General features: G+C 39.3%; 22 protein-coding genes. 8 read left to right on the forward strand and 14 right to left on the reverse strand.

All coding sequences use genetic code 11. The features are described 5' to 3' along the window. Positions 1-89: 89 nt before the first annotated feature. Positions 90-362: a CD3324 family protein gene (locus MHB46_RS02595; protein WP_341161512.1), complete on the reverse strand. Its 273-nt coding sequence runs from the start codon at positions 360-362 to the stop codon at positions 90-92. A 401-nt stretch (positions 363-763) separates the two neighbouring features. On the opposite strand from MHB46_RS02595, the gene MHB46_RS02600 reads away from it, so the two are divergent. Then, positions 764-1,486 (forward strand): TetR/AcrR family transcriptional regulator, encoded by a 723-nt coding sequence (locus MHB46_RS02600; RefSeq protein ID WP_341161513.1) that lies wholly within the window; start codon positions 764-766, stop codon positions 1,484-1,486. Positions 1,487-1,512: 26 nt separating this feature from the next. Then, positions 1,513-2,259, forward strand: coding sequence for a type I methionyl aminopeptidase (gene map, locus MHB46_RS02605; RefSeq protein ID WP_254327420.1), 747 nt, complete (start codon positions 1,513-1,515; stop codon positions 2,257-2,259). A gap of 209 nt (positions 2,260-2,468) precedes the next feature. On the opposite strand, the gene MHB46_RS02610 is transcribed toward map, so the two are convergent. Next, positions 2,469-2,759: a hypothetical protein gene (locus MHB46_RS02610; protein ID WP_341161514.1), complete on the reverse strand. Its 291-nt coding sequence runs from the start codon at positions 2,757-2,759 to the stop codon at positions 2,469-2,471. A gap of 298 nt (positions 2,760-3,057) precedes the next feature. Here MHB46_RS02610 and MHB46_RS02615 point away from each other — a divergent pair, with 298 nt between their 5' ends. Further along, the gene (locus tag MHB46_RS02615) at positions 3,058-3,588 is read left to right on the forward strand and encodes a DUF4303 domain-containing protein (protein ID WP_341161515.1); all 531 of its coding nucleotides are present in this window, start codon (positions 3,058-3,060) and stop codon (positions 3,586-3,588) included. Between the two features lie 312 nt (positions 3,589-3,900). On the opposite strand, the gene MHB46_RS02620 is transcribed toward MHB46_RS02615, so the two are convergent. Beyond that, positions 3,901-4,626: an RNA polymerase sigma factor gene (locus tag MHB46_RS02620; RefSeq protein ID WP_341161516.1), complete on the reverse strand. Its 726-nt coding sequence runs from the start codon at positions 4,624-4,626 to the stop codon at positions 3,901-3,903. A 199-nt stretch (positions 4,627-4,825) separates the two neighbouring features. Between MHB46_RS02620 and clpP the strand changes: the two genes are divergently transcribed. Genes clpP through MHB46_RS02635 form a run of 3 tightly spaced genes read left to right on the forward strand, consistent with a single transcriptional unit; the run spans position 4,826 to position 6,390 of the window. Then, a complete protein-coding gene (gene clpP / locus MHB46_RS02625) occupies positions 4,826-5,410 on the forward strand; it encodes an ATP-dependent Clp endopeptidase proteolytic subunit ClpP (RefSeq protein ID WP_341161517.1) in 585 nt (194 codons plus the stop codon). 59 nt (positions 5,411-5,469) lie between these two features. Continuing rightward, positions 5,470-5,676 carry a hypothetical protein gene (locus MHB46_RS02630; RefSeq protein WP_341161518.1) on the forward strand — a complete coding sequence of 69 codons (207 nt, stop codon included), beginning with the start codon at positions 5,470-5,472 and terminating at the stop codon, positions 5,674-5,676. A 48-nt stretch (positions 5,677-5,724) separates the two neighbouring features. After that, positions 5,725-6,390, forward strand: a complete 666-nt coding sequence (locus MHB46_RS02635) for an MBL fold metallo-hydrolase (RefSeq protein ID WP_341161519.1) — start codon at positions 5,725-5,727, stop codon at positions 6,388-6,390. A 170-nt stretch (positions 6,391-6,560) separates the two neighbouring features. Here the strand turns inward: MHB46_RS02635 and MHB46_RS02640 are convergent, their stop codons facing one another. Beyond that, positions 6,561-7,136, reverse strand: a complete 576-nt coding sequence (locus MHB46_RS02640; protein ID WP_341161520.1) for a TetR/AcrR family transcriptional regulator — start codon at positions 7,134-7,136, stop codon at positions 6,561-6,563. A gap of 146 nt (positions 7,137-7,282) precedes the next feature. On the opposite strand from MHB46_RS02640, the gene MHB46_RS02645 reads away from it, so the two are divergent. Further along, the gene (locus MHB46_RS02645) at positions 7,283-8,395 is read left to right on the forward strand and encodes an alpha/beta fold hydrolase (RefSeq protein ID WP_341161521.1); all 1,113 of its coding nucleotides are present in this window, start codon (positions 7,283-7,285) and stop codon (positions 8,393-8,395) included. A gap of 302 nt (positions 8,396-8,697) precedes the next feature. Here MHB46_RS02645 and MHB46_RS02650 read toward each other — a convergent pair whose 3' ends face one another. Then, positions 8,698-10,698 carry a family 43 glycosylhydrolase gene (locus MHB46_RS02650; protein ID WP_341161522.1) on the reverse strand — a complete coding sequence of 667 codons (2,001 nt, stop codon included), beginning with the start codon at positions 10,696-10,698 and terminating at the stop codon, positions 8,698-8,700. A gap of 67 nt (positions 10,699-10,765) precedes the next feature. Beyond that, the gene (locus MHB46_RS02655) at positions 10,766-12,661 is read right to left on the reverse strand and encodes a carbohydrate-binding protein (RefSeq protein WP_341161523.1); all 1,896 of its coding nucleotides are present in this window, start codon (positions 12,659-12,661) and stop codon (positions 10,766-10,768) included. A 1,437-nt stretch (positions 12,662-14,098) separates the two neighbouring features. Here MHB46_RS02655 and MHB46_RS02660 point away from each other — a divergent pair. Continuing rightward, entirely contained in the window at positions 14,099-14,848 is a 750-nt protein-coding gene (locus MHB46_RS02660; protein ID WP_254327434.1) for a class I SAM-dependent DNA methyltransferase, read from the forward strand. Between the two features lie 306 nt (positions 14,849-15,154). On the opposite strand, the gene MHB46_RS02665 is transcribed toward MHB46_RS02660, so the two are convergent. The 8 genes from MHB46_RS02665 to MHB46_RS02700 form a co-directional block, all read right to left on the reverse strand. After that, complete coding sequence (locus MHB46_RS02665) at positions 15,155-16,429, reverse strand: acyl-CoA thioesterase/bile acid-CoA:amino acid N-acyltransferase family protein (protein WP_341161524.1); 1,275 nt, start codon at positions 16,427-16,429, stop codon at positions 15,155-15,157. Between the two features lie 60 nt (positions 16,430-16,489). Further along, the gene (locus tag MHB46_RS02670) at positions 16,490-17,053 is read right to left on the reverse strand and encodes a MarR family winged helix-turn-helix transcriptional regulator (protein WP_061830185.1); all 564 of its coding nucleotides are present in this window, start codon (positions 17,051-17,053) and stop codon (positions 16,490-16,492) included. Positions 17,054-17,564: 511 nt separating this feature from the next. After that, entirely contained in the window at positions 17,565-17,840 is a 276-nt protein-coding gene (locus tag MHB46_RS02675; RefSeq protein WP_341161525.1) for a hypothetical protein, read from the reverse strand. An 83-nt stretch (positions 17,841-17,923) separates the two neighbouring features. Next, positions 17,924-18,208 (reverse strand): hypothetical protein, encoded by a 285-nt coding sequence (locus tag MHB46_RS02680; RefSeq protein WP_341161526.1) that lies wholly within the window; start codon positions 18,206-18,208, stop codon positions 17,924-17,926. 378 nt (positions 18,209-18,586) lie between these two features. Beyond that, complete coding sequence (locus tag MHB46_RS02685; RefSeq protein WP_250261422.1) at positions 18,587-18,838, reverse strand: hypothetical protein; 252 nt, start codon at positions 18,836-18,838, stop codon at positions 18,587-18,589. A gap of 5 nt (positions 18,839-18,843) precedes the next feature. Next, positions 18,844-20,046: a WXG100 family type VII secretion target gene (locus MHB46_RS02690; protein ID WP_076160939.1), complete on the reverse strand. Its 1,203-nt coding sequence runs from the start codon at positions 20,044-20,046 to the stop codon at positions 18,844-18,846. A gap of 338 nt (positions 20,047-20,384) precedes the next feature. After that, positions 20,385-20,657 carry a DUF6809 family protein gene (locus tag MHB46_RS02695; RefSeq protein WP_341161527.1) on the reverse strand — a complete coding sequence of 91 codons (273 nt, stop codon included), beginning with the start codon at positions 20,655-20,657 and terminating at the stop codon, positions 20,385-20,387. A 500-nt stretch (positions 20,658-21,157) separates the two neighbouring features. Further along, positions 21,158-22,279 carry an alpha/beta hydrolase gene (locus MHB46_RS02700; RefSeq protein ID WP_341161528.1) on the reverse strand — a complete coding sequence of 374 codons (1,122 nt, stop codon included), beginning with the start codon at positions 22,277-22,279 and terminating at the stop codon, positions 21,158-21,160. Between the last annotated feature and the right edge of the window lies 1 nt (position 22,280).

A 22,280-nucleotide genomic window follows, 5' to 3' on the forward strand; every position in this document is an offset into this window, starting at 1 on the left:
CGATCATCCGGTCACGCCCTAAGCTCACCATGTTATGAGGCCAAAATTAAATTCATTGACGCGAGTATAGCACCACGCCACTTTGCAAACTAGGTATTTTTATGTGAATACACAATTTTCTTAATGGTTTCGGTAGAGAGGAAAAATTCCTTAGCTAATTGCTCGATACTGCTGCTATTTTGAAAAGCATTTCTGATTGCAGCATTTCGCTGTTCAAGCAACATTCTCCCGCCACTCAAACTTCCCCAATCCATATATTCCGTTTTTGGCTTAGGAATATACAGAGTCTCTCCTTGAACATATTTTTGGATTTCCATAATTAGTTTTTGAGGTAAAACTTTTGTAGCATTCGTATATCTCAATTTTGCTCGCCCCTTATTTTGATTATTTTAAAATAAGGTGCAAAGCCAAAAATATTAAAAAAGCTTGTTCAGCGTTAAAAATGGTTTCGCCCCATACAAAGTAACGCTTTCCTAATAATTGGCTTTGCATGAGTGTAAGAAGTCACAGACAATCCCAATAGATTCTCCATCAGTAGGCACCCCCTTTTACTTCGCAAGTATAGCATAACTTCTGCTCACCTGAGACCAGCTAAATGATATCAGTACAATCAAACCATTAAAATTGAGCTAATAAATAACTGATCTTCATTCGTTTATGAGGTGTTGCCGGGACTTTTGTTTGCCCGACTCTTGTTATTCGCAAGCCGATGTTTTATATTGACATAAGAGTAGGTCAAAAATAAAAGAGGTGAACGGACGAGATGTCTCCACGTACGAAGGAACAAAACGAAGAGATCCGGCTGCGGCGTCTGGCGCAAATCCGAAAAGCCGCTGCCGATGTGTTTTTGAATAAAGGGCCTTTACTGGAAATCCGCGATGTGGCCGTGCAGGCGGGACTCGGCTATGGCACGGTATACCATTATTACAGCAATAAGGGCAATTTGCTCCACGATCTGCTGTGGGACGCGTTGGAGCGGGCCGGGGGATGGCTGGAGGCCCCGCGCGCTTCGGCTTCGGGGGAGGCGCCAGCGGGCGGGCATTTCGGCTTGGCTGCTGCGGCGGACACCGGGAACTCGGCTGCCGCGGATTCCCAAAGCAGCAGCCGCGAAACGGCCGCTTCCACAGAGCTTGGCTCCGTCGCCGCCGCCGGCATTCGGCTGCTGCAGCTTTGGGCGGAGGACCACGCCTTGTACCTGCTGCATAAGCTGGCCGGTGAGGGCTTTGCCTCGCTGCCTGAAGCGCGCTCTGCCCCGCTCTCGGACGCCTTTCGCCGGGAGGTGCTCGCGCCGCTTGCCTCGCTGCTGGAAACCGGTCGTGCGGCGGACGGGGCTACCGCTTCCGGCGTAAACGCGGCGGAGCCGCCGTATCGGCTACAGCGCGCGGAAATGCTGCTGGCCGCCTTGGTCGGCTGCGCGTCGCTTTCGCTTCGTCGCGGAAAGCTGCACGAGGAGGCCAAAGATATCGTCCGGTTTTTAAAATTATAGAATTGATAAGGAGCGAATACACAAAGATGATCATTCTAAAATCACCTAGGGAAATCGAAGAGATGAAGCCGGCGAGCCAAATCGTTGCGGACTGCTACCGCGAGGTGGCCAAACTGATCGAGCCTGGGATCACCACCCGGGAAATCAATGACTTTGTTGCCAGACACATCACCAAGCTGGGTGGCAAGCAGTTTACGAAAGGGTACAACGGTTTCCCCGCCGAAACCTGCATTTCGGTCAACGATGTGGTGGCCCACGGCATTCCTTCGAACCGGGCGCTTATGGACGGCGACTTGCTGAAGCTCGACATCGTCGTGGAATATGGTGGATGGTTTGGCGATTCGTGCTGGTGCTATGCGGTGGGCAATATCCGGCCGGAAGCGCAAAAATTAATGAAGGTGACAAAGGAATGCTTGGATATGGGGATCGCCCGGGCACTCCCGGGGGGCCGGCTCGGCGACATAACGTCGGCGATTCAACAACATGCGGAAGCGAACGGGTATTCAGTCGTGCGCGATCTGCTGGCGCATGGGATCGGGCGGAGCCTGCACGAGGAGCCGAGCTACGAGCATATCGGCGTAGCCGGCAAAGGCATTCGGTTAAAGGAAGGCATGGTGTTTACGATTGAACCGATGCTCAACGAAGGTACGTTCCGTATCACGATCGACGACGATCAGTGGACGGCGAGAACGGCCGACGGCAAGTTGTCGGCGCAATATGAGCATACGATCGCAGTTACTGCGGACGGACCACTGATTTTAACGGCCCAGTAAGAATAGAGGAGAACGGACGGCAATGCGTCATTTTAGGAAATAAGTCGCCAACCCGCCCTCCTTGGCCTGACGAAAGTTCGTAATCCGAAACGCGAAAAAGCGCTGGTTCCAGCTTGGGACCAGCGCTTTTTTTATATGGTTTGTAACTTTACCGATTTACGAAAAACCACGTTGTTATACGGTTTTTTTATTATGCCTTTGGTATCGTGTTACGGATTTACACTCTCTGCTTTGCTAGCCTGTCTTGCGTGTATTTTTTTCATTGCAAATCTTGCTATTGGCTGAGCAACCAATAGCTCAATCCAAAATCTTACTAATAAAACAACGATAATCCACATAAACGGAATAATCTTTAGCGTTTCTAAATAGTTTTCTTTACTAAAGCCTCGTTCCAATCCCATAATAATGGGGGCGATCGTGTTTACTGAAATAATTGAAATAATCAATAAAAATAATATACCTTCTTTTGCGTTTTGAGGCAGTCTTTCTTCCTTATACATATTGTTTCCCTCCGAAATAAAAATATTTCAGAGGGTAGACGTATCATGCGACATATATTTTTGGTCATTAAAACTAGTACCAATATCTCTACACACTGATCTAACAATTATAACAACTTTTTTTAAACAAATAAAAGGGTTTTCTAAGTTTATCAAGGTGACATTCGTTAACTGTGACGATCCTTGGATTGTCAGTACAAGACAAGAGTAGCAAGAGAATAAACGGTAGGCTACACGGTCGTGCTAATAATGTAAAATATAATCAAGCATAAAACTCATAAAGGAGTATATGAACCCGATGAACAATTTTCTGAATGAATTTGAGGAAAGATTTAGGGCAGGATTTTTGGATGATCTTAAAAGCATACTGGAAGAAGTGAAGAATGAGAAGGTTTACAGTTGTGCTTTTGGGACAGACAGCGATTTTGTCACTTTGTTTCTTGCTGTTAATACGGAGGAATCACTTGTTAGACATATCACAAACATGAAAGCCCAAGGCCTGTGCAACAGCAAGGAAGATGAAAATTATTATAGATGGGGATTTTGCGAATATCAATATGGCGATACAACACACTTGAATCATATTAGCAAATTTCTGTATGCAACCGAAAATGTTTTTGACTATAAAGATGAAATGATAAAAATTATGGCCAAGGTAGTTAAGGAAACAGACGATGTACTTTTTAATCAATTCGGCCAATCCAAAGAAGATATTATTTTTTTCGTGTCCATGACGGATGATGATATGGCCGAGGAACTGGAAAATCAGTCCGTAATTCAGATGACAAACGCCAAATTAATTGATGACTTCTTGCATCGTTATCAATAGAAGTGCGTTTGGAATATTACACTCATTTCGTTTAGGTAGGTTGCTTTGCTAGACAAATTCGCAATGTGCTTGTCCTATTCATCGCTAGTACCCTCTTGATCTACACGGGGTAGTACTAGCGAAGCTGACACTACCCCCGGGGTTCCTATCTTCTAGCAAATTTTCTAATTCACTTATTTGAACATTCCCCTTCCGCTATCTTCTTTAATATACTTCATTTTATTCCCAGCTAAGAGCTGTAAATTGGTATGACCGGGAACTTGTTTCATCAGAAACAACCACTATGATCAGCCCCGCATTTCTCTTCGCAAACTACGCCGCTATCATACTCATGGTATGGGAATCCGTTTGTTTTACTAAAGCGAGACTCCGCTGCAGCTTATGATTGACGATTCCGATCACCACGTCCGGCTCCATTTCATCCTGATGGGAGAGCATAACCATAGCTGCAATATCTCCCTTCTGATATGCCGCCGTCAACGCCCTTAGAAAAGTCTTCGAGTTTTCACTTTCCGGTAAGGATAACTCTCCTTTGAGGAGATCCTTCTTGACTGCTTCAAGCGATTTTCGTGCCCGGTGGAGTGCAACTTTTACCGCTCCCTCCGTTGTTTCGAGCATGTCGGATGTCTCACTAATCGAATATCCAAACACATCTCGCAGCAAAAAAACAGTTCTCTGAAGCGGAGATAAATGTTTCATTAAGGACTGCAACGCTATCTCGATTTCAAAAGATCCATGATCCGGTACAGTTACTTTCGCTTGTTCCCTATTCAATATTCGAGTGTAGACTGCTTTTCTCCGTATATCATCAATCCAGATGTTCTTAGCAATTCGTAGCAAAAGCGCTTTGGGATTTTTATGCTCGAAGCTATTTAACTTACCTAATGCTTTTATCCAAGTGTCCTGAGCCAGTTCTTCCGCATCCCAATTTGATTTCGTAAGCGACAGACAGTAACGTTTCAGGACCGCCTGTAATTCCTTCAAGTTCTCGATGTTTATTGTATTATCTGTCATTTGTATAGAATCATCTATGCGCATAGGTCCTCTCCTCCACGGTCTTATTCTGCCCTTTCCTAGAGCAAAGCCATTTGCTACCTCCAATGTAAACGAACAAGTGGTTGTAAAAGTTACACCATTTACGTAAATCGTTTTCCCATTGAAACCTCCGTATCTTTTTACGGCCTCGGTTCGTTTACAAGGAGAAATCAACTGAAAACAAGAAATTGGGGGTATAAAAATGAGTGTTTATGTTCCTTATGTTGTTGAGCAAACCGCTCAAGGTGAAAGATCGTACGATATCTATTCCAGACTCTTAAAGGATCGTATTGTGTTTGTCGGGGCAGCCATCGATGATCATTTGGCTAACAGTATTATTGCTCAATTATTGTTCCTGGCGGCTGAAGATCCGGAAAAAGAAATTTACATGTATATCAACAGCCCGGGTGGCTCTACTTCCGCAGGATTTGCCATTTATGATACGATGCAGTACATCAAACCCAATGTACACACGATATGTACGGGATTCGCTGCTTCGTTTGGCGCGATCTTGTTGCTGGCGGGCGCCAAAGGGAAACGTTCGGCGTTGCCGAACAGTGAAATCATGATCCATCAGCCGCACGGAGGCGCACAAGGGCAAGCCAGCGATATTGCGATTAGCGCGAAACGAATTTTATGGACTCGTGAAAAGGCAACTCGTATCACAGCTGAACGAACCGGACAATCTTTTGAAAAAGTCGAAAAAGATATGGAGCGGGATTTTTACATGTCCGCTCAGGAAGCACTGGAATATGGGGTTATTGATCAAGTGATAACTTCTTTGTAGAGTATGCTCAAAACCTAATGATCTGCAAGAAACTTCAAGAAATAATACGAGGTGATATCATGTTAACAAGCTTACAAGGAAAGGAAGTAACTATTCATTTTATAGATGGGACCCATGTATGCGACGGGGTACTGGATCAGATTGACGACAAGTTCGTTAAATACCTTACGCAATATCAGACGCTTGTTATTCCTATTACATCCATTCGCACCGTATCCATTGACATTAAGGAACGGCAACGCTACAGAGTTGGATTCGCCCCATGAACCTATTTTAGCATGGGTGGCAATTACATTGTACGGAGGCCCGATATTATGGAAATTTCACAGGGAGTAGAAATGCTTCAGCTAGATTTTCATGGGAATATGATTCACCCCATTCTTTTGTGGGATCAAGAAACGGTTGTTTTAATAGACACAGGATTCCCCGGACAAATGGAAGATTTACGCGTGGCTATGGAAAAGGTTGGCGTGTCGTTCGACCAACTAAAAGCTGTGATTTTGACGCATCAGGATGTGGATCATATAGGAAGTCTTCCTGAGATTTTGCAGGAGTGTGGCGATCATATTAAAGTCTATGCACACGAACTAGATAAGCCGTATATTCAGGGGGATATCCCACTTTTAAAAGATAGTCACCTTGAGAATCCCCCGAAGGGCAAAGTGGACGATACCCTAATAGATGGTCAGGAACTGCCGTTTTGCGGCAGAATTCGAGTCATCCATACGCCTGGGCATACTCCTGGCCATATCAGCCTTTATTTAATGCAAAGTAAGACTCTTATTGCCGGGGATTCGATGTACAGTGTTAACGGGATTCTCGGGGGAATTCATGTCCCGACCACACCGGATATGGATGCAGCTCATCTCTCATTGAAAAAGTATTTAGATCTCGACATTGCATCTGTAGTTTGTTATCACGGGGGATTAAGTAATGTACATGTGAATGATCAGATATTAGGACTTACCCAAGGATTATAAAGTTAAAGTTCCAGCAAGCTGCCTTTTGGTGAAACGATGTTGTTAGCGTAGAAGAATTGAACCAGTGCTTCAATTCTTCTACTGTTTCCTCCCTTCGACCCCTTCTTTAAAGCTTATTCCTGCAACCCATCTGATGATATATCAGTCATAAAAACCTCACTCCACGCGTGCTAACTTGTATATAGATCAGACTTTAACTGAGAAAAAATATATTCTTGCATTTGATCTAAAAGAAGAATGATGTTAGTATCTTTACCATTTTTCAAAACCCACTGAATAGACATCATTGAGTTAGCAGCATATAGTTCTGCTAAATACTCCAATGCGATCGAAGTTGAAGAATTCTGTTGCTTTAAATAATCTAAGCAAGTCCTAAACAAAATTTGTTCAAATTCTTTACGTAAATCAGCTGATACTTCATGAACGGTTAACAATGTTGAAATTTCCAGCTTATTTTTAATCATATTATCGGTTACAAGTTCTATGGCATTGGCCACCTTGCCATCTTTCATGGAATCAAAACGCTGCTCAATTTCAACTTTAAAATCAGAAGCATACTGTTTAACTAATTTTTCTAGCAAGTCGTACTTATCCAAATAATGACTATAAAAAGTAGAACGTCCGATAAGGGATTGATCACAGATTTTTTTGATCGTAATATCTTTAAAATCATGTTGTTGGAGTAATTCAATGAAAGCTCGCTCAATAGCTATTTTTGTTTTATAAATTCTGATATCTTCATTCATTTAACCACTTGCTCCTTATGTGTAAGTTTTCGAACACTTCATATATACCGTGTAAGATATCTTACAGATTATGCGATACTAATTATTTTTTATGTAGTAACTATACTCTATAGTAAGCACATACCCAAATTGAAGGAGGACAATATATGTTTAAATGCTATGTCAATAACGAACAGTTCAATCTTCAAATTAATCGTTTTATCAATGATTATTTTCAAGAAGATGATCGAGCACAAGCTGACTTAGAAAAAATGATTCCGAAATTAAAAGACACCCATAGCTGGTATGAAGCTTGGCTCAATTTTGCAAGGGAACGCGAAGATAGCAAGGACTATGACTTAGCCTCAGTCTACTATCAAGCAGCAGAATTTTATCTTGCAACCACAGACCCCAATAAAGAAAAAATGTATCAGAAATATAGAGAAACATTCTATAAAGGCTTTCATGATTTTGATTATGAATCCTACAAGATTCCCTATGAAGACTCCTATCTTCCTGCAGTAAAATTGTTGGCGCACGGAGCTACGAAGACATTACTTGTCTTTGGTGGGTATGATTCTTACATGGAAGAGATGCTTAAAATGATGAAATTCATGAAGGGAATTCATTACAATATTATTGTATTTGATGGTCCAGGCCAAGGAACTGCATTAAAAAACGGTCTAAAATTCATTCACAACTGGGAAAAGCCCATATCAACGATGATTGATTATTTCAAACTAGATCGTGTAAGTCTCGTAGGTGCTTCTTGGGGAGGGTATTTAGCTATGCGTGCAGCAGCCTTCGAAAAGAGAATCGATAAAGTAGTTGCTTTTAACATTTTCTATTGTGGTTTAGATGCCTTAAAAATGGGAATGCCAGAAGAAACTTACCAGAGCATAGTGCAGCTAGTCGATCGTAATGAAGTAGACCAAGTAAATTTATTATTCGAACAGATGATGACTCACAATATTGATTTGCATTGGAAGATTACCAAAGGGATGGAAAACACCGGTGAAGCAACGCCTTTTGATCTCATTAAAAATTTCGAAAAGCACACGATGCACGGCATTGGGGCATTCATTAATCAAGATGTTCTTTTACTAGCTGGAGAAGATGATCAATACGTACCTATTAGCCGACTCGCTCAAATCCAACAAGAATTAATCAATGCTGCGTCCATTACAACCAAAGTATTTACTAAAGAAACGGGCGGTGAGCAACATTGCCAAGCAGGTCACAGAGAGTTAGCATTTAATGAAATGAAGAAGTTCCTATAACAACTGTAAATATATATTTTTTTATGCGCAACATGCCCATCAAAATCGTAGTTCCATAGCTTCAATCGTTGTTATTCAATTGGCAAGTAAAAACCGACTCCAATTATGGAGTCGGTTTAGTCCATTCATTTTCCCCTATTATCTCAATGGAGAAGTCCGTAATTTCCTCTGAGCTTTTCAATTCATGCGGCCTAGCATGGTTAGATTTTCGAACCGAAGAACCTTGAAGGAGCGCAAGAAACGAACTTAGATCCACAGCTTCAAACCCTCTTGTTTGTCACTGCAAGTTTAAATAATCAAAATCAAGAACCACCCGTTGATTTAGTAGCATAATTGAACAAAGCAAAACGGTATCCCATAAAGTGAGGGATTGTATATGACATCTGAAGTGTGTTGCCTATAGCCGTCCAATTTGTGCCGTCAAGACTGTAGTAGAAATATGCTTTATCCATCTGATTTGTAAAATCACATATAAGCTTAAGATATACTCTGTTCTGGGTGAAAGGGACACTGGCCACTTCAGTCATTGCTCCAGAGCTGGCATTCACCATAACAATGGATTTGGAGGTCCCGATCATCTTTATGCCTACAAATCCATAATTAGCCTGAAAAGCTGCAAGACCGGAATAGTCTCCGTCCTTCATCCCGCTTGTTTCCATTGCAATGATTCCTGTACTTTTCGGTCCAAATGTCCTTTGGGTAAGCGTATTTCTGGCATCCAGAATACTTTTACTCACTTTCCCTGTAGTCATTCTCATAAATCCAGGACGCTGTGTAAGGGACCAATGAATATTGTCAGGATTGTGGTTCCATTGCCACTCCTTTTTAAGAGTCGCTTCAGAAGACGAGGTTCCTGTAAACGAAACATCGTCCACATAGAAATTCATCAAATCATTTGTTGGGTCTGGGGTTGAACTGTAGGGTGTCTCAATGAAAATAAACGTTTGTGAGAGGTCGGCACCTGCCGGAAGTGTATATGTTCCTTGAATTGTGCCCCATTGGCCCTTGGTTAGCGTGGTGGACCCAAGAATCGATATACCTGTGTAACTTGGACCATTCTGAATACCAAAATTAAATTGCTTAGTGGCACGACCTTCAGTGTATTTAACCTTTGCAGAAAAATTATACATTCCGCCTGCTGTTACTTTTCCGGTAATTACTTGTTTTGGACCAGCAGCTGTTTGTTGTCTACCGCTGACAAACAAGCTTTTTGAGCCGATGTAATAGTCTGTAGTGGTTGCTGCAACAATTGCAGTGTTATTATTGGTCCACGGGCTTATGGTGGCATTTTCAAATCCACCGTTTGCAATAAGCTGACTGGAGGCTTGAGAAGATGAAAACTCATCAGACGCATAGACCTTCTTTTCGGGATAACCTTCAACAGGAACATCCATCGTAAGAGGAACCTTACCGTTAACACCGAATACCGGCCAATTATTTGACCATGTAACCGGAACAAGATACGGCATACGTCCAATTGCTCCGCTGTCTTTAAACAGCATAGCATACCAGGAGCCAGAAGGAGTATCAACAATTCCCCCCTGTGCAATACCTGAATCATTCAATGACACCTGACCTGTATAGGGTCCTGTCAAGCTACTTGCACGATAGGTTAATTGTGTGCGGTTGCCTCCCGATGGCCAGCATATAAGAAATATATAGTACATTCCCTTGATCTTTTGTATGTGCGCGCCTTCAGCCTTGACTATGAAGCTAGAACCGGCAATATTACTGGCAGCGGAAATAATCACCTGATTAAGTCCCCCTGGCTTGATAGCCTTTGCATCTGCAGTAAGCTCAATAATGCTGATATTATCACTGCCATAAACCAAGAATACACGTCCATTATCAAACAGCAGCGATGCGTCATGATAATAGTTGCCAAGCACTGATGATGTCCATGGACCAGTTTCTATATTGCTGGTTTGATAGATGTATGTTTTGCCGGTAGAATTGGAGCCAAAGGACACATAGTAGATGCCGTTATAATATCTAAGGCTGCTTGCCCACGAGCCTTTTCCATATTCGTTCTGCCCGTTTTTAAGATTTTGTGCGTCATTGTTGGCATACGTATCATAAACATAATTTACGATTTCCCAATTGACGAGATCATAAGATTTCATGATCGGAACTCCATGATTCATGTGCATGGTCGTGCTAGTCATATAAAAAGTATTACCTACCCTGATAACATCGTTGTCTGGAGAATCAGCATTTATAAACGGATTTGTAAAAGTAGTAGCTGCAAATACAGAAGTATTGGACATCATACTCATGAATAATGGTAAAACTAATAAAAGCACACTTATCCTCCTATACATATTAGAATCGCCCCTAATCTTTGATAGGTTTAAAAGCTTTTAGTTTTAGTTAATTAAATTGTAAATAATCCACATAGGCATCCCAAGTCCCGTTATCGGTGGTTACGATCAGTCTGACCTCTTGATTTCCGGTTACATGGGTGATATTAGACAAGGTTTGGACCGTCGGCGTAGTTCCAGTAAAATAAAAGGAACCAACTGTGGTTCCTCCTATTTGTAAGTCTACTCTGGCGGTACTGGAGTTATTCGAAGCACCCCTGACTGAAATACTATGAGTAGAGTTGGCAAAATACTGAGTGTATGCACTATAATTATCATTGGCGTATAAAGCCACCCCATTGAAAGGAGAACTGATCTTCCCAGCGTAAGTACCACCGAGAGTCATATCCTCAGCTTCAACCCTTGTTCCAGTAGTATTGGGTGTAAACTGCCAGTAATCAATATTAAATAAGTTACCAGTCCCTGTTCCGGTAAACACTAAGAAAACCTTGTGGACTCCTGTTGCATTGCTTACAGTGGTTTCGACTTCCTTCCAGGTCTGTGTTCCTCCAGTAGAACTGACATTAAGAGTTCCAACCAGAGGACCCGTTGCACTGTCCAGACGTATTTCTATTTTACCGCCTGCATTGGATGCTATGTTTGCTTTAAACGTCTTGGCTCCACCGCTACCAAAGTCGGCATTTCCTACAGCGATCCAATCTCCATTGTGTACGTTTGTCACATTAAGATTATTTGTCGGTCCGCCTGATGCTTGACTCGCCTCGGTTGTAACCCCTGCATTCCACCCGATTGTTTCAGCCTCAATCCTATTGTATGGATTAAGATTGGCTATCTGAGGCACGCCTGCCATATTTCCCTGAACCTCTTGTATCGTTACATTTGTATTATGGATAAGCTTGTTAATATTAGGAGAACGATATCCTTTCCCTTCTCCCAACAGAGCCTTGCTGACAGTTTGGGAATGGTACACTACATACCATTGGTTATTAAAGTTAAACACCGAATGATGGTTATTTCCACCAACTCCGAAAAATGCTTGTGGATTTTTCAGGAAATGTCCAGTATAAGTAAAGGGTCCCATAGGACTGCTGCTCACCATGTAGCCTATTTCACCTGCTGGGTAATTTGACGGGTGTGTACCGGAGAAATTGATACAATAAGAGTAATAATATTTGCCGTTATACTTATGAATTCCTGAGTCTTCAAACATGTAAGGAGCATCAATGGTTACTGCACTTCCAATAATACTGGTCATATCAGCGCCCAGTTTTAAAACTCTGGCTGTTTTAGGATTTGCAATTGAAGCTGGGTCCGAAGTATTGGGTATACCTCCACCAACATACAGATATCCTGTACCATCATCATCTACCAATACTGCCGGGTCAAAAAGCCATGTAACTCCAGACATTCCAGTTGTACCGTGTGTAACAAGAGCCTTTCCGAGTGGGTCTGTCCATGGTCCTATCGGAGTGTCTGCAGTTAGTACACCAATACCTGAGGCACCATTTGCAAAATAAAGGAAGAATTTATCCTTACCATTTATTTTTTTATGTGCAACGGCCGGTGCCCATGAGAGTGATGCCCATTTTGCAATACCTTTTCCATTATTTTTGTTATTGTATCCTGCGACCGGAATTGCACCGTGGTCTGTCCAGTTCACCATGTCAGCAGAAGATATGACGAATATTTTATTTAGTTCACTAAAATCATTCTCTTTCACCGTTCCATTACTGTTATATACATATGCATCACTCGACATATAGATATAAACCCTTCCATCATAGACCAACGCATAGGGATCCGCCCCCAATTTATGGTCCATAAGAGGATTTGAATTCCCTGGAAGCTTTGCAATTGCATTGTTAGCAGCATGTACAGGTACCATTGGTAAACAACTCAGCAATAATGTAAAAGCTAATAAAAACACCGAAAATTTTTTAATCATAAACATATTACCTCCATTTCTATATATCATGTCTATTAAAAGTTTACAAATTGCCTATGCATAGATTTAATTAGTAATTTTGTATCCTATTTGAAGGTTAGTGCTCCGAAACTCGGACTTGTAACATTTTCAGCAGATGTTATAGCCTCCCTCCTAAATTTGTAACCGCTTTCATTTTTGGGTGGGAATTCGAATCAAACCGAATTAGTTCATCATTTTATTTTCGCCCAATAAATTTCAGTTAATGGCTTTTTATAATTACCTTGGTTACGGTACATACAGCAAACTGCGTTGCACGGGTTCCAGGCATTCTTTTGGATATCAGCGCCTTAATTCACCGATGGCAAGCCATAACAGTCGTCTTCATGCAAGATGGTGCATTCGAGCTGTTTGTGCTCAAATGTCAATCCCCAAATTCCCCTCCCTTCTTTATCATTTCACGTACCGATTGAAAACTTTAACTTTAGAGTTGAACTTGAAAGCTTTTACATAATTACAAAGGAATATTATGTCGTTAGTAAGCGTGGAAGCGAGTTTTAGGCTACGCAGTCGGGGAAATGATATCCAGGAATATAATACCATAAACGCCACTTTGGAACAAGTGCGACAGCTTTGCAACTTGTGGAGTATGCTAATAATTCCAGGCTGTTGCGAAGCTTATATTCATTTCATTTTATGCGACTAGTTGCATGATATAAAACTATAGGGTTCTTTTCTTCTAGCAAATTTTCTAACTCATCTATTGAACATTTTCCATCTTCAATTTTTTTTTACTATATTCATTTTATTCCTCCTTTAAACAGATATTAATTAATGTTCCAAACTTTAAATACTTGCCCCCACTTGAACTAGATCAGGAGATGCTAACTTACCAACGCATATTCCAATATTTTTCCTTTCAGCCATTGAAGTTGAAATTTGAACAGAGCTAACGCTTAATACTGTCTCATCTTGATCTGCATTTTTAATAAGAATTTTATCACCTATAATTTTTTTATTTCTGGGTAGGTTAAATGATCTAATCCTTTGTTTGTCCCTACTATAATTGTACCTTCATCTTTTGACTCAAAAGTTAAACTAACATCCATTATTTTTTCCCATTTTAAACGTTGCCCCCTTTATCATTCTTCAATATAAAGTTCTCCCTAAACATCACGTATACGTAAATCAGCATTTTTTAAACGGGTTATGGCATCCCTTAGTAGTGTAATTTTCAAGATGTTAAATTAGGTTTAAAGACACGCTCTCGTCCAGTAAAAAGATATTGCCTCATCAGATCCGCTAAATTAGCGGCTTTTTTGTTTTAAAAGTGCTGGCACGTCAGTCCTTTTTTTATAAAACATCAACATGGTTTCCATATATCGCAAAACCGAGAATGGATGGTATAATGAAGGATGATTTAAAGAAATCTGTAGTGTAGTGGAGGGATGATTCATATTGATAAATCACGATAATCTTGAAGAGTATCGAGACCCGATTAATTATGATCTTGAATTTGGCGGCGAGACTAATAAATACAATTTCTATCTTGATATGGCTAGATTGAACCCAGGCGAGGTTCTGGAACTTGCATGTGGTACAGGATTGACAACCATTCATTTATCAAAATCGGGGATACATATAACAGGTGTTGATATTTCTTCATCGATGCTTGAATATGCGCGGGTTAAAGCTCAAGGTTTGCCTGTGGATTTTATTGAAGCTGATGCTCGTACATTCGATTCCGAAAAGCGTTTTTCCATGATTTATTTGACAGGAAATGCATTCCAGGCATTTTTGAGCGATGAGGATCAACGAGCCTTACTCGAAACCGTCTACAAGCACCTAGAATCAAATGGGATATTTGTTTTTGAAACACGAAACCCCTTGGGAACCGATTTATCCAACCAAGAGGAAAGCATCTGGGGAAATTTTATCGATAAAGATGGGATTAAAGTCAAGATATCTGGGACACAGTCGTATGATTCAAGTAACCAGATCATGCACTGGGTCACGTTCCGTGATTGGGGATCGGAGAAAACAATTTCTCGAATTGCATGTCGCTTTACTGATAATGACACGCTTCAGCGTTTATTAACGAGCCGCGGCTTTTGTATTGAAAATCAATATTCGGACTGGGATAAAACACCGTTCACTCCTTTATCTCCTTCCATCATTACTGTTTGTCGAAAAAAACATGGAACCTAAAACCAATAATCCCGGAATGTTCATCCCAAGTTTTTGACGACCGCGCGTAAGATATCCATGTCATTCGCATGTTTTTGAAGGAACAACAGGCTATTCAGTGATTCCCGGAAAGAAAAATCGCCGAGTCACCCTAAAATATGATCAGGACGTTTACAAAAAAACGTTATTTGGTGGAATGCTTCTTTAATAAAGTAAAGAATTTATCGTCGTCTGGCGACTCACTACGATAAATTAGCGTGTACATTCAAGTCTTTTTTTGCCTTGGCAACTATTATGGTTTGGCTTACCTGAGTTTGAAGACACGCCCTAATTCATAAAAAATTCTATTGTTTTCTGCCAAGAATCTGATTGACCAAAAGAATTTCCTTTTAAAGTACCACCACAAGTAAAAACGCCTCCACCCATTTTTAAGTTCAATGTTTCGCTTAAAGGTATAATAAACGGTAATGGTAATGAGTGACCTAAATCCTTATAGTCTAAAAGATTGTATTTGTATTTATAATTGTTTTTTTTCAAAATACTCATTATTTCTACACATGCCTCGTGAGTATTCCAAATATTATCTTTATGACCTGAAATTAGCAATAAATTTGCATTTGCATTCTCTATTTTTATTCGAGCCTCCTCTTTATTTCTTGCCCTTTCCACACTTTTTTTATATGTAGTAGTAAAACCAAAAGGTATATTCTTTTCTAAGCAATGACGCTGATGGTCGTAAAAAATATCATTATCAACGGGTATAAATGGTAATGATCTCCCTTCATATGACCATGATGAAACATTTTTACCACTCATCAAACCATCCAACGCTTGAAAACAATATGCATGGGGTGCAGAAGCCACAACTTTAGAAATGAAATTATATCGCGATGCCAAAAGTAACGCCAATTCTCCGCCTTTAGATGTACCGTGTACATATATTTCATTAGCACGTGTTAATGGATTTTTTTTAAGCCAAGAGAACACTTTTTCAAAATATTCAAGGGGAATTTTCTCTAGTTTTTTAGGCAATCCCTTTTCATTGAAATATCCAACGGTTAAAACATTAAAACCTCTAGATGCCAATGGTCCCGACAAAAGCGAAAGACCACTCCGTTCACCATCAGATCCACCCAATACTACAATCGTTTTATTATTTGAGTTTTCAGAATAAAATAACTCTCCCATAAATTCATCAGTGATCTGTTGTCTTTTCACTTCCGGTAACTTGAACATACGCTCTAGTCTTATACATTCTCGATCTTGTCCATTTTCACATACTATATCAATAAATACACTATCATCTATTGAAATATTAAGAGCGATATTCCCTCCCTCACTATTAATCTTTTGTAAAGAAGTAATAAGCCCCATACTATCTATATAATCATAAGTTCCAGAATCAGGTTTGTGTTTTGATAAATCAACACTGCCATTTGAATCGGCAGTAAACCAAGCAAATGATTGATACTTTTCACTTACTGCCCATGGAAAATGCATGGATGCAGTTATTTTCATTTTGCCCTCTGGTCGTAACCCTGTGACACAAAAATCGATTTTTTCATCAATAAGTGCAACTCTTGGTTGTACTTGTAATTTCATCTCGTAGCCTCCAAAGAAAATATAGAACTTGAATGGAAATATTGCCTATTTTCAATTCCATCATTTAAAATGTTTTCTCCGCAAAATAAAACTATCTAAAGCTCGAATTTGTGCTCCTTGAAACCCTTCCAGGTCTTCAAATTTATAATTTACGTCTTCCTCAAAACCAACGTACTCTTCGTTGTGAGTACCATATATTCTTTTCAATAAACTCCATAACACTTCTAATTCTTCAGTTGTGAATTCATTAAAAATATCTGCCATTAGGCATATTGCTTTCTCACCACATTCCAGCATGACTCTTTTCCCTAATTCCGTGATTTCCACGTTAATGGCACGTTTGTCCCGTTTGCTTGGTGTCGTAATCAAGTATCCTTTATTCTCTAAATTGACTACAAGCTTTTGTGCACTTTGTTTGCTTGTTTCTAACTTTCTTGCAATATTAACAAGTGTCGTTTCATCCTCTGGCAAATGAGCTATTGCCAGCATGATCATGTACTGTCGTGATGTTAATTTCTCAAAATAGTTGTCGCCTTGTATTTGCAACTTATTAGTGACGGAAAAAAAAGTAGCGTAAGTTTGTTGCATTATATATAACTCTCTAAGCGCTTTAGAATATTCCATAAATATATCCTTTTCTTTTTATTGTCAGTATACTGACTATAATTACAATAACAGCATTTTGTATTATCGTCAACATGGTGACAATGATAATTTGGAAATTTAATACATTAAATAAACAATTGTTATTTTGTATCTGGAATCCCTAGTCGTTATGAACGATCAGCCCGGTCACATCTTTTGCCTTGCAAAAGCTTTGGCAAGTCCTTATCGCAGAAAGATACCACCAGCGTTCGCCCACTTAATATTGCGTAATATCCGTTACCCATTTTTGGTTAGGCTTTTACTCTACACACTCAGCAGCTAAGTAGTTTCTTCTAGAGCGACGTTTTCGGCGAATTTTGGACTTGACTAAACTTTCAAAATGAATTGAATACAAACGCTCTACAGCTTGAATAAGTATTCTATTCATTTGGTTCACCTCCATTAGATATGAAAAAAACTTATTTCTCCTCATGGTTCGAGGTGAAATAAGTTTTGAATTAAGTGCATTCATTCAAACGAACAGGAGGCATTACCATTCGATTTCTTCAAATAAACGGAAAACCATCTTTTTTTCAAATTCATCTAATAGCTTAAACCCAGTTATCTCATCTTCTTTTTCTCCAAGTTTTATCATAGTAGCTATTGCTAAGTCTCCTACTTTATAATGACCTATCATCTTATCTTGATGTTCCCTTTTTAAAGATAATCCATTTAATTTTTTAAATATTTCCTCTGTACGAATGCCTTCTTTTCCGATATGTGTCATTGCATGATATAAAACTATGGGGTTCTTTTCTTCTAGCAAATTTTCTAACTCATCTATTGAACATTTTCCTTCTTCAATTTTTTTACTATATTCATTTTATTCCTCCTTAAAACAGATATTAATTAATGTTCCAAACTGTAAATACTTGCCCCCAGTTGAACAAGATCAGGAGATACTAACTTACCAATGCATATTCCAATATTCTTCTTTTCAGCCATTGAAGTTGAAATTTGAACAGAGCTAACGCTTAATACCATTTCATTTTGATTTGTATATTTAATAAGAATTTTATTACCTATCATTTTTTTTATTTCTGGGTAGGTTAAATGATCTAATCCTTTGTTTGTTCCTACTATAATTGTACCTTCATCTTTTGACTCAAAAGTTAAACTAACATCTTTATTCAATTGGATTTTCTCTCATGAATTCTTTTTTGGACCTTATCTATACACAACCACAGTCTCATCATACTGTTCTTTATAAAGTAAAATAAATGCTTCCATTCTCAAAATCACCTTTACGTACTCCCCTTAATATTATTGATTGTTAACATAATCTGAATTGGATGTAATTACATTAAATAGAATTTATTTACAATATCTTCGATTTCACTAGCAAACTTTCTCATCTATAAAGAAAGCCTTCTGTCTACACGTATTTCCCAAGCCTCGTACTGCACCTATTGTAATAAAAAAAGTAACTCCTAATGTGAGAGCTACTTTAAGAAACTAAAATGGCATCGCCATTTGTTTCTACGATTCTTGTAAATAGTTTATATATTTCACTTACGATTCAATAGTAGTTTTTTCTACGAAGTTTCCATTCTCCTTAATAATCATCCTTGCCAACCTTCGTCCCGCTCTCTTAAAGAAAAATTCGTCAGCATAATTCTCTGAAACTATCGGTGAAATTTGATTTATAACCTCATTTTTTTTGTCATATTCTATTTTCCCCATTACATCTTCACTCGGTCCATAACTATATACAACTCTTTCCTCATCTTCGTAATCTTTTAACATGATTATATATACGGCCATTATTCTCACTCCTCATAAATCTTTTCCCAATTCCATGGTCTTCCAGATTCTATAGTTTTATCATGTGCTGTTCTGTAATTCGTATGGAATATGCCTTCAAATCTCGATTCAAAAAGCTCATGATGTAGTAATTGTACATCAGAATCCACGTACTTCCCATCCATTAATCTCTCCCACGCTTGTGATAACTCAAAGTCTGGGTCAAATCTCCCGATTCCATGATCTTTAATGTGGGTATCGTTAAAAACATGGTCTTTGATTCTTTGAATTCTATTTTCTGAAAAACCAGTATTTTTAGAAATGGCTTCCACGTCTTGATTTCCTAAATTCCTAAATTTTTCATACAACTCTTCTGCAATAGCTTCTTCTCTAAAAAATTGCTCTGGAGAAATATTACGAGCACCAGTTTCAGCATAATTAAAATCGTCTGATTTTATATTAGAAGAGCGCTGTTCGCTTTCTTTTAAAATATTGGCTTTACTCTGAGTCGATTCAAACTTTACAGACCCTTCCAAAATATTTTTGGGCTTAATCAGCGCTTTGGTTGTCGTAGAACCTATCATCAAACCAGCTGTACCAATCAAATTTGCCATATGTTCTTTTGACCATGCATTTGTGGGATTAAATGCTCCCTGAATCATGCCCGATACTCCAAATGTACCGAAATTGAGCATGTCATTCCACGAATCGTTTTGTTTAGCTGCCCGTTCCATGTACCCTTGATACATTCCCTTCGGAATGCCGTACGACATATAATCTAGGAAGCTCCAGACTGAATCAAATTTTTTCTCATATCGTTCTGAATTAGCTGCTACAAAATCCTGCCCAAGCTCCGTTAAGCTATCCGCCGATTTCTGAAGCGCATTTCGTGTATCTGCAACAGGAACTGCGCAAGTATTCGGTGGAGGTGGCAAGCAACCTGGGTCTAGATTCCCATCCTCCATCATATCTGCTAATCTAAACTTATTTGCATGCTGCCGTAGTTCTCTAGCAATCGAATCTGTTAGTGTAACAAAGTCAGCCATATTCTTCTGAGATGTTTGGAATCTATAATAGAATTGCTCCTTTGTTATCCCCTCCCAAAATCGTTCCATAAACGAAATTTGCTGCGATAACTGACTATTCATTTGCATCGCCGTTTGCTGCGCAAGCTCAAATTTCTTAGAGACAGTTATAAGTTGTTCAGGTGTCACTTTAATTGTTGTCATAATTTACCTCGGTTGAGTTCATTAAGACATAATAACATTATTCAAATTTATGGAAAACCATCTTTATTACTAATTGTTATATGAATTAGAAGACTTAATCCCTATGACCTCTGACTTATATTTATTAAATTCAGCTCCCCCTTCATTATAAATAAGTACCTTTTTAATGCCTCATCTTCTTCTGAATAATCGTGAAAATATATCTTATTTCAGTTATATGATCATAAGATTAACAGCCATCTCATATTAAATAAGCCGGTACGCTATAGCGTCCGGCCCTTGCCTTTTAACTCTATTCTGTATAAGTTTTCTTTCCCTTTACTTTACAAAGGTATACCTTAGTTTCGATAATTTTTCCCATCAAATATTTCTAACATCATCAAAACTCCCGTTTTGTACCCAGAAATATAATCCGAGGCAGATAATATAGAAATTAGGACATCATTTAAATCAGATAGTTCTTCAATTAACTTATAATCTTGTTCTGGCAATCTTGCTTTTAGAGTTTCCATAGAAGCGGATATTTTCTGATGGGTTAGTTCAAATTCAGGGTTCTTCGGTTTGATTCGTTCACTCCATTTGCCGTAATATAAATCCTCCAAGATACTCATTTCATCTTCTCCTTCTTGATACAGACTTTGCGTAAATTTCGGATCCGTAGATGCGTTTTGTTCCCCAAAAATAAGAATATCCTATTGGAAATATCAATATTGAATTTTAGCGAATATTTCACTAGGAATAATTGAAGGACTATTGGCAAATTTCCACCAAACAAGCACAGACTATTTATTAAATAGAACAAACCAAAAGAAGCCCTACCCCTTAGGATAGAGTTCCTAAAATCATCAAGCCATCTCACATATGAGCATTTTCCGCTACAAAATTGTCTGATCCTATTGTTCGATCGGCATCTTCCGTTCAAGAAACATTTCATCTTGATATCCAATGGGTAGTACATTAATTAATCTAACTCATAGCCTAACGACTTAATCTGCAATGAAACGGTTAAAAGAGCCAATCTAATTCATCTAAAGTAGGCTTTAAAGAATAAGGAACCTCCATAAATAGAGATCCCTTTTTTTAATAAAATAACATAAATATTTAAAATTTCTCACTTATTAAGCAATTTTTTTGTTACCCAGGTTATAGCTGCATTATTGACATCTTCACCCTGGCCACCGTGGGGAGCTTTAGAGTTAGACATAAAAATATTTTCTACTCCTGCATGGTTAAGAGTATCTCTAAGTCTCAAACTTTGTTGAATAGATACTAAACTGTCACTTCCTCCATGTGCAATAAACATGGGTGGATCATCTGAAGATACATAATTTATAGGACTTGCCAATTCTGCCAACTTTACTTTTTCCCAATAAGGAGAATTGGTTTGTTTTTTATCCCGAATATCTCTCAGGACTACCACACCTTGTCCTTCTTTATCAAATCCAAGAAGTTTGGCTTCAGCTGCCCGTGGAGAGTCATGTGTTTCGGCTGCCTCCTCAGGAGATTGCAGGGTTGGGTCCATCTCAGGGCCCATGGTAAACATATCTGTTGGACCGTAAAAATCAACTGCAGCCATTACTTTGCTTGAATACTCAAGATTGCCCCCAACATCACCTTCAAGCTCTTTTATATCACTAGTAACAGCGAGTTCGGTAGCCAGATGTCCACCTGCAGAATTTCCTGCTACTGCAATTTTTTCTGGATCAATACCGTATTCCTTGGCATGTGCACGGAGATATCTGATACTGCCCTTAACATCATAAATGGGAGCCGGAAAAATAGCTTCGCCACTTAGCCGATAATCTATGGAAACGAAAGCAATTTTATCTTCTAATACTTTTTTGAAAACTTGATATGCTGAATCTGTAGCCACTTGATCTGTAGCTCTACCTGTCATTTGTGCTGGTCGATTTGGTAGCGCGGCTGTTTCCTTCTTTGCATCTTTAGGCGCATCATCGCCCTGATAGTCCCCTATAGCCCATCCTCCACCATGAATATATACCAAGACAGGAGTTGCTTCGGTTACACCCTCCGGCTTAAAGATGTTCATTTTTAACTCTTTTTTCTTTCCATCGTCATTAGTTACGGTTGCATACACCACATCTTTATAGGTAGGAGCCATACTAATCACATCTGTAGGAGGACTTTCAGCAGCTACGAAACTTTCCTTTTGTGTGGCAAAAGCCAATGTTGCTAAAAGTACGAAGGATACCATTCTTAGTTTTTTATTCATA

The sequence above is a fragment of the Paenibacillus sp. FSL H7-0703 genome (genome assembly GCF_038003485.1).
GTDB classification, from domain to species: Bacteria; Bacillota; Bacilli; order Paenibacillales; family Paenibacillaceae; genus Paenibacillus; species Paenibacillus polymyxa_B.